The organism is Aeromonas sp. 600276, assembly GCF_049175815.1.
Classification (GTDB): Bacteria; Pseudomonadota; Gammaproteobacteria; order Enterobacterales; family Aeromonadaceae; genus Aeromonas; species Aeromonas dhakensis.
The window spans coordinates 90,595-103,197 of sequence record NZ_JAAKVU010000004.1 but is presented as its reverse complement, the minus strand read 5'-3'; the positions used below and the strand labels follow the sequence as shown (position 1 = coordinate 103,197).

12 protein-coding genes are annotated in these 12,603 nt (G+C 62.7%); 1 reads left to right on the top strand and 11 read right to left on the bottom strand.

The window, feature by feature from the left end; all coding sequences use genetic code 11:
* Positions 1 to 110: 110 nt before the first annotated feature.
* From rlmH to leuS, 6 genes are all read right to left on the bottom strand, one after another.
* The gene (rlmH, locus tag G5134_RS05375) at positions 111 to 578 is read right to left on the bottom strand and encodes a 23S rRNA (pseudouridine(1915)-N(3))-methyltransferase RlmH (protein WP_421231918.1); all 468 of its coding nucleotides are present in this window, start codon (positions 576 to 578) and stop codon (positions 111 to 113) included.
* Positions 579 to 600: 22 nt separating this feature from the next.
* Positions 601 to 942 carry a ribosome silencing factor gene (gene rsfS / locus G5134_RS05370; RefSeq protein WP_005298244.1) on the bottom strand — a complete coding sequence of 114 codons (342 nt, stop codon included), beginning with the start codon at positions 940 to 942 and terminating at the stop codon, positions 601 to 603.
* 184 nt (positions 943 to 1,126) lie between these two features.
* On the bottom strand, positions 1,127 to 1,771 hold the full coding sequence (gene nadD, locus G5134_RS05365; protein WP_065017042.1) for a nicotinate-nucleotide adenylyltransferase: 645 nt from the start codon (positions 1,769 to 1,771) through the stop codon (positions 1,127 to 1,129).
* Positions 1,772 to 1,812: 41 nt separating this feature from the next.
* The gene (gene holA, locus G5134_RS05360; protein WP_065016805.1) at positions 1,813 to 2,844 is read right to left on the bottom strand and encodes a DNA polymerase III subunit delta; all 1,032 of its coding nucleotides are present in this window, start codon (positions 2,842 to 2,844) and stop codon (positions 1,813 to 1,815) included.
* Positions 2,845 to 2,871: 27 nt separating this feature from the next.
* Entirely contained in the window at positions 2,872 to 3,354 is a 483-nt protein-coding gene (lptE, locus tag G5134_RS05355) for an LPS assembly lipoprotein LptE (protein WP_005298250.1), read from the bottom strand.
* Between the two features lie 148 nt (positions 3,355 to 3,502).
* Positions 3,503 to 6,082: a leucine--tRNA ligase gene (gene leuS / locus G5134_RS05350; protein ID WP_065016806.1), complete on the bottom strand. Its 2,580-nt coding sequence runs from the start codon at positions 6,080 to 6,082 to the stop codon at positions 3,503 to 3,505.
* A 145-nt stretch (positions 6,083 to 6,227) separates the two neighbouring features.
* Between leuS and G5134_RS05345 the strand changes: the two genes are divergently transcribed.
* Positions 6,228 to 6,716, top strand: a complete 489-nt coding sequence (locus tag G5134_RS05345; protein ID WP_005298255.1) for a zinc ribbon-containing protein — start codon at positions 6,228 to 6,230, stop codon at positions 6,714 to 6,716.
* An 87-nt stretch (positions 6,717 to 6,803) separates the two neighbouring features.
* Here the strand turns inward: G5134_RS05345 and lnt are convergent, their stop codons facing one another.
* The 5 genes from lnt to miaB all read right to left on the bottom strand — a co-directional run bounded on the left by lnt (position 6,804) and on the right by miaB (position 12,529).
* Positions 6,804 to 8,300 (bottom strand): apolipoprotein N-acyltransferase, encoded by a 1,497-nt coding sequence (gene lnt / locus G5134_RS05340; RefSeq protein ID WP_371440812.1) that lies wholly within the window; start codon positions 8,298 to 8,300, stop codon positions 6,804 to 6,806.
* Between the two features lie 255 nt (positions 8,301 to 8,555).
* Positions 8,556 to 9,440 carry a CNNM family magnesium/cobalt transport protein CorC gene (corC, locus tag G5134_RS05335; protein ID WP_005298259.1) on the bottom strand — a complete coding sequence of 295 codons (885 nt, stop codon included), beginning with the start codon at positions 9,438 to 9,440 and terminating at the stop codon, positions 8,556 to 8,558.
* A gap of 95 nt (positions 9,441 to 9,535) precedes the next feature.
* The gene (gene ybeY / locus G5134_RS05330; protein ID WP_005298260.1) at positions 9,536 to 10,000 is read right to left on the bottom strand and encodes an rRNA maturation RNase YbeY; all 465 of its coding nucleotides are present in this window, start codon (positions 9,998 to 10,000) and stop codon (positions 9,536 to 9,538) included.
* Positions 9,997 to 11,040 (bottom strand): PhoH family protein, encoded by a 1,044-nt coding sequence (locus G5134_RS05325; protein ID WP_065016808.1) that lies wholly within the window; start codon positions 11,038 to 11,040, stop codon positions 9,997 to 9,999. Before G5134_RS05325 ends, ybeY begins: the two co-directional genes overlap by 4 nt.
* Before the next feature lie 55 nt (positions 11,041 to 11,095).
* The gene (gene miaB / locus G5134_RS05320; RefSeq protein WP_065016809.1) at positions 11,096 to 12,529 is read right to left on the bottom strand and encodes a tRNA (N6-isopentenyl adenosine(37)-C2)-methylthiotransferase MiaB; all 1,434 of its coding nucleotides are present in this window, start codon (positions 12,527 to 12,529) and stop codon (positions 11,096 to 11,098) included.
* Between the last annotated feature and the right edge of the window lie 74 nt (positions 12,530 to 12,603).

Here is a 12,603-nt window from a genome sequence, read left to right as displayed (position 1 = left end):
GTGCATGCTCACGCTCTGTGATTCGGGTTTGAGAGGGGAATGCTTGGATAGTGCATGGCTCACTCTCTGTGATACGGGTATGTGAGGGTGATGCTGGAATAGCGCATGGTTCACTCTCTGTGATACGGATGATTGGTTGTGATGCTCCAGGCGCGATAGAGGCTCTCGGCCACCAGCACCCGCACCAGCGGATGGGGCAGAGTCAGCGGCGACAGCGACCAGCTCTGCTCGGCGGCAGCCTTGCACTCGGGGGAGAGCCCTTCCGGGCCGCCCACCAGCAGGGCCACGTCGCGGCCATCGAGCTTCCAGGCTTCCAGTTGCATGGCCAGCTGCTCGGTAGTCCAGGGTTTGCCGGGGATGTCCAGGGTCACGATGCGCGAGCGGCCGGCGGCAGCCAGCATGGCTTCCCCCTCTTTTTGCAGAATGCGGGGAATGTCGGCATTTTTACCACGTTTTCCGGCGCCGATCTCGACAAGTTCGAATGGCATGTCTTTGGGGAAACGGCGGCGATACTCTTCGAAGCCATGCTCTACCCAGGCGGGCATCTTGGTGCCCACCGCAATCAACTGGATTTTCATCGGTCGTTACACTTGTGCTCGTTTATTGCGCATTCACCTGAGCGGTGTTGCTCCAGAGTTTTTCCAGCTGATAGAAATCGCGATGCTCATCCTGCATCACGTGCACGATGACGGAGCCCAGATCCACCAGCACCCACTCGCCGGTGAGCTGGCCTTCCACGCTCAGCAGATCGAGCCCGGCATGGCGAGCTTCGCTGGCCAGATGGTGGGCGATGGCGCTGACGTGACGGCTGGAGTTGCCGGAGCAGATGATCATGGTGTCGGTGATGCTGGATTTGCCGCGCACATCGAGGGTGATGATGTCGCGGCCTTTCATGTCATCGATCTTGTCGACGATAAAGGCATGCAGTTCTTGGCCTTGCAATGAGTCTCTCCTGTATTCCGGCGCGCTTTCATGGCGTGAGGGCGGCGGATTATATCATGGTCACTCCCGTTTCCCAGTCCGGTGAAGGGGAGTGGAACAGGGGCCGTGCCCGCTCGGAAAACGGCCCCCTGTTGATCACTATAGTGCGCGATCCGCGTCGGACAACCACCCCGGCAAACCGGGTTCAGGCCGGTCGATAGAGCCCCTGCTGGCGGATGTACTCCGCCACCGATGGCGGCAGCAGATAGCGGGGATCCGCTCCCGCCGCCAAGCGCTCTCTGAGCCGGGTGGCCGACAGCTCGACGGGCAGGTTGTCCGCCAGCCAGATGCGGCCGTGGCGCAGCCGGTGCAGCTCCGCCACTTCGCGGGTCTGGTGACGGGCCAGCAGCGCGACCACGTCGGCCGGGTAATCCGGCTGCCAGCCGGGACGGGTACTCACCACCAGGTGGGCGTAGTCGAGCAGCTCCTGCCAGCGATGCCAGCTTGGCAGGCTCAGCAGGGAGTCCATCCCCATCAGAAAGCAGAGCGGGGTGTCCGGCAGCTCGCTCCTCAGCTCGATCAGCGTGTCGATGGTCCAGGAGGGGGTGTCGCGCTTGAGCTCTCGCTCATCCACCACGAAGCCCGGGTTTTCCGCCGCCGCCAGGGCAACCATGGCCAGACGCTGCTCGCTCGAGCAGAAGGGGCTGGCGCGGTGGGGCGGGATATGGTTCGGCAGCAGACGTACTTCGGCCAGACCAATGGCGTCGCGGGCCTCGATGGCCGGGCGCAGATGGCCGATGTGGATGGGATCGAAGGTCCCCCCCAGGATGCCGATGGGCGGCTGCAGCATGAGTTCCCCGCCGGTGATGGCCGGAATGTCGACAGGCTGGCTCATGCGTCAGATCCCGCCAGCGGCAAGGGGGTACCATCGCGAAAACCGAGGGCGACGGTCTGCAGCATCAGCCAGGCTTGGTCGGTATCGAAGCGACGCTGGGCGTCGTCGAGGCGGGCCATCAGCTGCCACAACTGCTGCAACTTGGCGAAGGGGAGCCGGGTCAGCGCCTGCTGAATAAGCTGCTGGCGGCTCTGCCAGATGCGCAGGCGGCTGAAATGCTCCACCAGCGGCTGACCGGCGCGGGCCGCCAGCGCCAGTTCGGTGAGTTGCTCTAGCTCGCGACAGAGAGACCAGGCCAGCATGCCGGGCTCGGTGCCCTCGGCGCGCAGGGCCAGCAGGATGCGCTGGGCCCGGTTCACCTTTCCTTCCAGCAGGGTGTCGATGAGCTGGAACGGGGTGAAGTGGGCGTGGCGGATGATGGTCTCCTGCAGATAGGCGACGCTGATGGGCTGGGGCGGCGAGAGCAGGGTCAGCTTCTCGATCTCCTGGCTGGCGGCCAGCAGGTTGCCCTCGTAGGAGTGGCACATGAAGTTGACCGCATCCGGCAGCGCCTTGAGGCCGAAGCGCTGGAAGCGGGCGCTCATCCAGCGCGGGAAGAAGCGGGGCTCGGGGTGGTTGACCGGCACATAGGTGCCGCTCTGGCTCAGCTTGTCAAACCAGGCCGCCTTCATCTGGGTCTGGTTGAGACGATTGCCGCTCAGTACCAGCAGCAGGTCGGGGTGCAGCTGCTTGCCGATCTCGCTGATGCGGGCGGCCAGATCCTTGTCGACCTTGGCCGGCAGCTCCAGCTCGATGATCTGGCGGGCCGAGAACAGGCTCATGGCTTGGCAGGCATCGTAGACCTGATTCCAGTCCAGCCCCTGTTCCACCACGAAGCTGTGGCGCTCATCGAAGCCCTGTTTGCGCGCCACCTGGCGCACGGCATCGATCGCTTCCAGCTTGAGCAGGGGCTCGTCCCCAAAAATGAGATAGCAGGGCTTGAGCCCTGCCTTGAGATGATCCGCAAACTGCTCGGGATAGACTCTCATCAACACACTCTCATCAGGATGGGCGCATCAGAATTTGACCTGACTGAGCTGGCGGATCACCAGGTTGGCGGCCTGCTCCTGCATCTCCTTGCCGAGCTGCTCCTGCTCGCGGGAGGAGGCGAGCGCCGCGTCCGGCTTGTTCAGGAAGCTGCGGTTGAAGGCGATGGGGAAGACCTGGGTCGGTTTGCCCGGCATGGAGACGGTGAACTGGGTGTTGTAGCCCAGCACGTACTCACGGGCCTGGCCGATGGAGTCGACGGAGGCGACCTGACTGGTGCTGCCGACGCCGGACAGGGTCAGCACCGGAATGCCCTCCTTGTCGGCGAGTTCGACGCCAGCGGCCTTGAGGCGGGTGGTGACCAGCCGGTAGAAGTCACTCTTGTTGTCACCGACCACCTTCATGGTCATCAACTCGGGCGGGATGGCGGTGCCGCGCATCTGGAAGCCGCAGGCCTGCAGCAGCAGACCGGTCAGCAGGATGGCCATCCAGCGGGTGAGGGTGGTGCCCATAGAAAATCCTCTTTGCATGAAGTGAAGAGCGGCGGGCGCAGGGCCCGCCGTTATCATCCGTTTGCTGTGACCGCTTGGCAACCGCTCTGTTGGCGACGCAGTTGCGTCGACCCGAACCGGTCCCCGGTTGCCAGTAAGCGATATGGCATCAGTTGGCTACGATGTTGAGCAGCTTGCCCGGCACGTAGATCACCTTGCGCACGGTCAGGCCGTCGGTGAACTTCTGTACCGAGGCATCGGCCATGGCCAGCTTCTCGACGTCGGCCTGGCTTATCTCGGCCGGCACGGTCAACTTGCCGCGCATCTTGCCGTTGATCTGCACCACTACCAGCTTCTCGGTCTCGACCATGGCGGCCTCGTCGGCCACCGGCCAGGCCGCGTGATCGATGTCGTCGCCCTTGCCCAGCATCTTCCACAGCTCGAAGCCGATGTGTGGGGTGATGGGGTAGAGCATGACCACCACAGCTTCCAGTGCTTCCTGCATCAGGGCGCGATCCTGAGCGTCGCTACCCAGCTTGGCCAGGTTGTTCATCAGCTCCATGATGGCGGCGATGGCGGTGTTGAAGGTCTGACGGCGACCCACGTCGTCGCTCACCTTGGCGATGGTCTTGTGCAGCTCGCGGCGCACGGCTTTCTGGTCGCTGGTGAGAGCAGCCAGATCCAGAGCGGCAACGGCGCCACCGGAGACGTGCTCGAAGGTGATGCGCCACAGGCGGCGCAGGAAGCGCTGGGCACCCTCTACGCCGGAGTCGGACCACTCCAGGGTCATCTCGGCCGGGGAGGCGAACATCATGAACAGACGGACGGTATCGGCGCCGTAACGCTCCACCATCAGCTGCGGGTCGATGCCGTTGTTCTTGGACTTGGACATCTTGGTCATGCCGGAGTGCATCACTTCACGGCCTTCGAGGTCGACCGCCTTGGTGATGCGGCCCTTGTCGTCGCGCTCAACCTTGACGTCGAGCGGGCTGACCCAGACGTTGCCGCCCTTCTCGTCCTTGTAGTAGAAGGCGTCAGCCAGCACCATGCCCTGGCAGAGCAGGCGCTTGAACGGCTCGTCGCTGTTCACCAGGCCCGCATCACGCAGCAGCTTGTGGAAGAAGCGGGCGTAGAGCAGGTGCATACAGGCGTGCTCGATGCCGCCGATGTACTGGTCCACCGGCAGCCAGTGGTTGGCAGCAGCCGGATCCAGCATGCCCTTGTCGTAGTCCGGGGAGCAGTAGCGCGCGTAGTACCAGGAGGACTCCATGAAGGTGTCGAAGGTATCGGTCTCGCGGAATGCTTCCTGACCGTTGTAGGTGGTCTTGGCCCACTCGGCGTCGGCCTTGATCGGGCTCTGGATGCCATCCATCACCACGTCTTCCGGCAGCAGCACCGGCAGCTGATCTTCCGGGGTCGGCACGACGGTGCCGTCAGCCAGGGTCAGCATCGGGATGGGGGCGCCCCAATAGCGCTGACGGGAGACACCCCAGTCGCGCAGACGGTAGTTGACGGTGCGCTTGCCGTGGCCGAGGGCTTCCAGCTTGTTGGCGATGGCATCGAAAGCGCCCTGGAAGTCGAGGCCGTCGAACTCGCCGGAGTTGAACAGCACACCCTTCTCGGCGTAGGCGGCTTCGATCACGTTCGGCGCTTCACCGTCGGCCTGCTTGATGACCGGCTTGATCTCGAGGCCGTACTTGGTGGCGAATTCGTGGTCGCGCAGGTCGTGACCCGGTACTGCCATCACGGCGCCGGTGCCGTAGTTCATCAGCACGAAGTTGGCGACCCAGACCGGCACCTTGCGGCCATCCAGCGGGTGAATGGCGTAGAGGCCGGTGGCCATGCCCTTTTTCTCCATGGTGGCGAGCTCGGCTTCGGCCACCTTGGTGTTCTTGCACTCTTCGATAAAGGCGGCCAGCTCCGGATTGCTTTCGGCGGCCTGCAGCGCCAGCGGGTGACCGGCGGCGATGCCGACATAGGTCACGCCCATGAAGGTGTCAGGACGGGTGGTGTAGACCTCCAGATGCTCAGTTTGACCCTCGATGGCGAAGCTGATGTTGACCCCTTCGGAGCGGCCAATCCAGTTGCGCTGCATGGTCTTGACCATCTCAGGCCAGCCTTCCAGGTTGTCGATGTCGCTCAGCAGCTCTTCGGCGTAGTCGGTGATCTTGATGAACCACTGGGGGATCTCTTTCTGCTCCACCGGGGTGTCACAGCGCCAGCAGCAGTTGTCGACAACCTGCTCGTTGGCCAGCACCGTCATGTCGTTCGGGCACCAGTTGACGGAGGAGGTCTTCTTGTAGACCAGACCCTTCTCGTAGAGCTTGGTGAAGAACCACTGCTCCCAGCGGTAGTAGTCCGGCTTGCAGGTGGCCAGCTCGCGATCCCAGTCATAACCCAGACCCAGCATCTTCAGCTGGTTCTTCATGTATTCGATGTTTTCGTAGGTCCAGGGGGCCGGCGCCGTGTTGTTCTTGATGGCGGCGTTTTCCGCCGGCAGGCCGAAGGCGTCCCAACCGATGGGTTGCAGCACGTTCTTGCCATTGAGGCGTTGATAACGGGAGATCACATCACCTATGGTGTAGTTGCGAACGTGCCCCATGTGTAGACGACCAGACGGATAGGGGAACATGGAGAGGCAGTAGAACTTTTCCTTGTCTACTTTCTCCACCGCCTTGAAGGTTTTCTTGGCATCCCAGTGCTTTTGCACTGCTGGTTCTATGGATTGGGGAACGTATTGCTCTTGCATTGGTGACATCCGGATCTGTGAAATGGATAGATAAATCAGCTGGGAAATCGCAATAGAATACCCATATCCTGCGGCGGCAACAACCGCCAGCGTCCCTCGGGCCTTAAGCCGGGCTCGATCAGGGTTCAGTAGAGGAGTAACGGCCATGGACAAACGTCAAAAAGGGTACGAAGCCTTCATTGCCGAACTGCAAAAGCAGTGGCAAGAGACAGAACAGTTCCAGGGGGAGCGCCTCAACCGGATGATCGCCAAGGTACAGGCCTATCTGGAGGCGGCCGGGGATCTGACCCAGGATGAGCTGGCGCTGATCGCCGAGTACGTGAAGCGGGATCTGGGCAACTATGACGAGGGGCGCAAGGATGAGCAGGTGGAAGAGTCCGCCTTCATGCTGGCGCTCAAAGACACCGCCTGGTCCTGGCTGGCGGACGTGACCGACCGCACCCAGGTGGAGTGGCAGGAGCTGGCGGACGAGTTGGAGCACAAGGGAGTCTACCGGGCCGGCGACTGGGTGGGGCTCGGGGTATTGGTGTGCGATCACTGCGAGTGGCGCCATACCGTGCTGCACCCGGAACAGCTTGGCACCTGCCCCGAGTGCGGGGCCGATGAGTATCACCGTGAGCCGCTCTCGCCCTGAGCAGCCAGACAGTACCAAGCCATAAGCCAAGCCATAAAAAGAGGCGCCCAAGGGCGCCTCTCTCATTTATCGGGTTGTACGACTGGGTCAGCCCTTGCGCGCCCAGGGGTGGGCGCGGGGACGCAGCCACAGGGCCAGTGCCAGCAGGGCGGCGGCCAGACCGTACATGGGCCAGCTGCCAAAGCGCAGATAGGGAGTCACGCCGTGGGCGGGACGCACCTCGGTGCGCAGCACGCCAGCCTCGAACTGCGGGATCTGGGCGATGATGCTGCCGTCGATCTCGGTGACTATGGTGATGCCGGTGTTGGTGTCGCGCAGCAGTGGGCGGGCCAGCTCGAGGGCACGCATGCGGGCGATCTCCATGTGCTGCCAGGGACCGATGCTGGTGCCAAACCAGGCGTCGTTGGAGACGGTCAGCAGGAAGTCGGTGTCCGGCTGCACGTTGCGGCGCACCTCATCCGGGAAGATGATCTCGTAGCAGATGGCGGCGGCAAACTTGAGCCCCTTGGCGATCAGGTTCGGTTGCACCTCGTCCCCGCGGCTGAAGGAGGACATGGGCAGGTTGAAGAAGGGCGCGATGGGGCGCAGCAGATCTTCAAACGGCACGAACTCGCCGATGGGCAGCAGGTGATATTTGTAGTAGCGGTTCTTGTGCTGGTAGTAGTAGGACTCCTTGCCTTCCGCATCCTGCACCCCCATGCCGAGCACGGTATTGAAGAAGCGCTGCTGCTCGAGGTTGTAGTGGATGATCCCCGCCAGCAGGCCGGTATCGTTCACCTTCATCGCCTTGTCCAGGCTCTCCAGGTAGTTGCCCATCTCCTTCTCGATGGCCGGGATGGCGGATTCCGGCCAGACGATGATGTCGGCATCCTGGTTCTCGCGGCTCAGATCCTGATACTTGCGCACCGTCGGCACCAGGGCCTCCGGATCCCACTTGAGGGACTGCTCGATGTTGCCCTGCACCAGCGCCACCTTGACCGGTTCACCTCGGGTCACCCAGTTGAGCTGCATCAGCCCCTGGGCGGCGCCCACCAGGGCCACCGGCACCAGCAGCCAGGCCGGTTTGCGGCTCTGCCAGAGCAGCCAGAGGGCGGAGGCGGTCAGCAACAGCGCGAGGGTGATGCCCTGTACGCCGAGGATGGGGGCAAAGCCCTTGAGCGGCCCGTCGATCTGGCTGTAGCCGAACCAGAGCCAGGGGAAGCCGGTCATCACCCAGCCGCGTAGCCAGTCGGCCATCAGCCAGAGCGCCGGGAAGGCGAGCAGCCAGCGGCTCCAGTGACGTTCGCGGAAGAAACGGGCAAACAGCCAGCAGGCCAGGGTCGGATAGAGCGCCAGATAGGCCGACAGCCCGGCCAGTAGCACGAAGGCGACCGGTAGGGCGATGCCGCCGAACATGGTCATGCTGACGTGGATCCACCACAGCCCCGGCAAAAACAGCCCCATGGCGTAGCCAAAGCCGCGCCAGGCCGCCTGCTTGGGAGTGGCCTTGTCCAGCAGGGCGTAGAGGCCGAGCAGGGACGGGATCACCAGCGGCCAGTAGTTGAAGGGGGAGAAGGCCAGCACGGCGATGGCGCCAGAGGCCATGGCAAACAGGCTGGTCAGAAGTTTCGATTTTGCGGGCTGTAATTTCACGGGCGATGAGGCTCGGATTGGACTGCTATGGGTTGAATGGCCGGTATCTTAACCCGTAAAGGCGGTCAACGGCGAGCCTCCCGGCCGATGGCCCGAAGCGAGGGGATAAAAGGGTGATGACGGGCCCGGTAGCCGGTGGGAAACAGAGGGGGGCGTTCAAACGAACAGCGCCCCGACGGGCGGGGCGCTGTTGACTCGAACCAGGGCTTATTGGGCCTCGGACTGAGCCGCGACATGGTTGTCGGGGATCTTCACCTGCAGCTGCTGCAGACGACGCTTGTCGGCATGCATCACCTTGAACAGGTAGCCGTCCAGCTCGATCTCCTCGCCCTTCTTGGGCAGGTGGCTGAAGGCGTGCATCACCAGACCGCCGACCGTATCCACCTCTTCATCGCTGAACTGGGTGCCGAAGAAGTCGTTGAAATCCTCGATCTCGGTGAGGGCGCTCACCGAGAAGACCCGTTTGCTGATGCGGCGGATCTCGTCCGGCTCGTCCTCGATGTCGTCGAATTCGTCGTCGATCTCGCCGACGATGAGCTCAAGGATGTCCTCGATGGTCACCAGACCGGAGACGCCGCCGAACTCGTCCACCACGATGGCCATGTGGTAGCGCTCTTCGCGAAACTCCTTGAGCAGCCGGTCGACCCGTTTGCTCTCGGGCACGATCACCGTGGGGCGCAGGATATTCTCCAGTTGCAGCGGCTCGCTGGCATGGTGGCCGCCGAACCCGAACGGCAGCAGATCCTTGGCGAGCAAGATGCCCTCCACGTGATCCTTGTCCTCGTTGATCACCGGGAAGCGGGAGTGGCCCGACTCGATGATCACCGGCAGGATCTCGTCCACCGGCTGGGATTTCTCGATGGTCACCATCTGGGAGCGGGGGATCATGATGTCGCGCACGCGCAGCTCGGCAATTTCGAGCACCCCCTCGATCATGTCCTTGGTGTCCTGATCGATGAGATCGCGCTCTTCGGCGTCGGCTATCACTTCCACCAAATCGTTGCGGTCTTTTGGCTCGCCCTGGAAGAGTTGGCTGAGTTTGTCGAGCCAGGTTTTCTTCGGCGAGCCGGTACTAGGGTGATCGTCGGTCATTTTCTCTCTTGGTTACTCGTATGAACACACTTGAAATCGTTGTGGCTATATGAGGATGGGCATCGGCTGTTTCAAGACGATGGCCATCCGGTTCTTTACTCTTCGTCGTTCAGATAAGGATCGGCGAAACCGAGCTCCTGCATGATGTCGCGCTCGAGCGCTTCCATCTCTTCGGCCTCGTCATCCTCGATATGGTCATAACCTAGCAGATGGAGACTGCCGTGCACAACCATATGGGCCCAGTGGGCCATCAGCGGCTTGCCCTGCTCGATGGCTTCGTGCTCCACCACTTGGCGGCAGATCACCAGATCGCCCAGCAGCGGCAGCTCCAGACCGGGTGGTGCCTCGAACGGGAAGGAGAGCACGTTGGTGGGCTTGTCCTTGCCGCGATAGGTGAGGTTGAGCTCGTTGCTCTCCGCCTCGTCGACGATGCGCACCGTCACTTCGGCCTCCTGCTGGAAGCCGAGAATGGTGCCGTCGAGCCAGCCCTGCAGCTGGGCCTCGCTCGGCAGACCGTCGGTGCTGGCACTGGCCAGTTGCAGATCCAGGGTCACGCTCATTGGGCACTCTCTTTGCTGGTGTGGGTGGCGACTTTGTCGGCCGCCTGTTTGGCATCGAACGCCTCGTAGGCCTGCACGATGCGGGCCACCACAGGGTGGCGCACCACGTCGGCGGACTGGAAGAAGTTGAATGACAGGCCGTCGACATTCTGCAGCACTTCCAGCGCGTGGCGCAGGCCCGACTTCTGGTTGCGGGGCAGGTCTATCTGGGTGATGTCACCGGTGACCACCGCCTTGGAGTTGAAGCCGATGCGGGTCAGGAACATCTTCATCTGCTCGGTAGTGGTGTTCTGGGCCTCGTCCAGGATGATGAAGGCGTCATTCAAGGTTCTGCCGCGCATGTAGGCGAGCGGCGCCACTTCGATGATGTTGCGTTCCATCAGCTTCTCCACCCGCTCAAAGCCCAGCATCTCGAACAGGGCGTCGTAGAGCGGGCGCAGGTAGGGGTCCACCTTCTGGGAGAGATCACCGGGCAGGAAGCCGAGCTTCTCGCCCGCTTCCACCGCCGGCCGGGTCAGCAGGATGCGACGGATCTCCTGGCGCTCCAGCGCATCCACCGCCGCCGCCACCGCCAGATAGGTTTTGCCTGTTCCTGCAGGGCCTATGCCGAAGCAGATGTCGTGGCGCACGATATTGGCGATGTACTGGGCCTGGTTGGGGCTGCGCGGCTTGATGAGGCCACGCTTGGTCTTGACCGTCACCTCCTTGCCGTAGGGGATGCTCGGCGCCGGCTCGTCATCCTGCTCCAGCACCCGCGACTCCTGAATGGCCAGATGGACCATGTCGGGGGTGATGTCGGTCACCTTGCCGCCCTTGAGCGGCTGGGTTTCCACATAGAGATGCTTGATGATGACGGCGGCCGCGTCCACCTGGGCCTGTTTGCCCAGCAGCTGGAAGTGGTTGTCGTGGTAGCTGATCTCGACGCCGAGGCGGCGCTCCAGCTGTTTGATGTTGTCATCGAACGGGCCGCACAGACTGGCGAGACGCTGGTTGTCGGCGGGTTCCAGATGCAGATTCAGGGTCGAGAGGTGTCGGCTCAAAGTGTCCTCGTCTTGACGCGACCCCATCCGGTCGGGGCCGGATGGGGTGAACAGATTAGTGGGGAGTGAAGGCGGCCACGCCCAGCTGATCCGGTACGTTGTCCGGGCGGCGGGCCAGGATTTCGCTCGGGGCGGTGGCGATGCGCAGGTTCATCTCGTTCTCGCCGCGCAGGAATTTGCCGCGCAGGGAGTTGGGGCGCACCTCGGTGATCTCCACGTCGGCAAAGCCGCCGATCAGGGTGTGCGGGCCTTCGAAGTTGACCACCCGGTTGTTCTCGGTGCGGCCGCACAGCTGCATGGGGTCGAGCTTGGAGGGCCCTTCCACCAGGATGCGCTGGGTGGAGCCCAGCATGGCGCGACCAATCTGCATCGCCTGGTTGTTGATGACGTGCTGCAGGCGGCTCAGGCGGGCTTTCTTCACCTCCATGTCGACGTCATCGGGCAGGTCGGCGGCCGGGGTACCGGGGCGCGGGCTGTAGATGAAGCTGAAGCTCATGTCGAAGTTGATATCCTCGATGAGTTTCATGGTGGCCTCGAAATCCTCGTCCGTCTCGTTCGGGAAGCCGACGATGAAGTCGGAACTGATGGTGATGTCGGGACGGGCGGCGCGCAGGCGGCGGATCTTGGACTTGTACTCCAGCACGGTGTGCGGGCGCTTCATCATGGTCAGGATACGGTCGGAGCCGCTCTGCACCGGCAGGTGCAGGAAGCTGACCACTTCCGGCGTGTCCTTGTAGACCTCGATGATGTCGTCGGTGAACTCGATGGGGTGGCTGGTGGTGTAGCGAATGCGGTCGATGCCGTCGATGGCGGCCGCCAGTCGCAGCAGCTCGGCGAAGGTGCAGATGCCGCCGTCGAAGGTCGGGCCCCTATAGGCGTTGACGTTCTGGCCGAGCAGGTTCACTTCGCGCACGCCCTGCTGGGCGAGCTGGGCGATTTCATAGAGCACGTCGTCCAGCGGTCGGCTCACCTCCTCGCCGCGGGTGTAGGGCACCACGCAGAAGGAGCAGTATTTGGAGCAGCCTTCCATGATGGAGACGAAGGCGGTCGCCCCTTCGGCGCGCGGCTCGGGCAGGCTGTCGAACTTCTCGATTTCGGGGAAGGCGACGTCCACCTGGGCGCCACGCCCCTCCTGTACCTGCTTGATCATGGTGGGCAGGCGATGCAGGGTCTGCGGACCGAACACTATGTCCACATAGGGGGCGCGGGTGCGAATGTTGTCCCCCTCCTGGGAGGCGACACAGCCGCCCACGCCGATCACCAGACCGGGCTTGTTCGCTTTCAGTTTTTTCCAGCGTCCCAGCTGGTGGAACACCTTCTCCTGCGCCTTTTCGCGGATGGAGCAGGTGTTGAGCAGCAAGACGTCTGCCTCTTCGGGCTCTTCGGTCAGCGTGTAGCCATTGCTGGCATCCAACAGGTCGGCCATCTTGGACGAGTCGTACTCGTTCATCTGGCAACCCCAGGTTTTAATGTGAAGTTTCTTGCTCATTGCTTCTCTTGACTTGTTTTGAATGCGGCATGGTCAAAGGACCGGGCATTTTACTCCGCAATCCGGAGACTGCC

Bases quoted from the DNA above. Each gene is read 5' to 3' on its own strand.
- rlmH (WP_421231918.1), bottom strand. From the start codon at position 578: ATGAAAATCCAGTTGATTGCGGTGGGCACCAAGATGCCCGCCTGGGTA.
- nadD (WP_065017042.1), bottom strand. From the start codon at position 1,771: ATGCTGCAGCCGCCCATCGGCATCCTGGGGGGGACCTTCGATCCCATC.
- holA (WP_065016805.1), bottom strand. From the start codon at position 2,844: ATGAGAGTCTATCCCGAGCAGTTTGCGGATCATCTCAAGGCAGGGCTC.
- lptE (WP_005298250.1), bottom strand. From the start codon at position 3,354: ATGGGCACCACCCTCACCCGCTGGATGGCCATCCTGCTGACCGGTCTG.
- leuS (WP_065016806.1), bottom strand. From the start codon at position 6,082: ATGCAAGAGCAATACGTTCCCCAATCCATAGAACCAGCAGTGCAAAAG.
- G5134_RS05345 (WP_005298255.1), top strand. From the start codon at position 6,228: ATGGACAAACGTCAAAAAGGGTACGAAGCCTTCATTGCCGAACTGCAA.
- lnt (WP_371440812.1), bottom strand. From the start codon at position 8,300: ATGGCCTCTGGCGCCATCGCCGTGCTGGCCTTCTCCCCCTTCAACTAC.
- corC (WP_005298259.1), bottom strand. From the start codon at position 9,440: ATGACCGACGATCACCCTAGTACCGGCTCGCCGAAGAAAACCTGGCTC.
- ybeY (WP_005298260.1), bottom strand. From the start codon at position 10,000: ATGAGCGTGACCCTGGATCTGCAACTGGCCAGTGCCAGCACCGACGGT.
- miaB (WP_065016809.1), bottom strand. From the start codon at position 12,529: ATGAGCAAGAAACTTCACATTAAAACCTGGGGTTGCCAGATGAACGAG.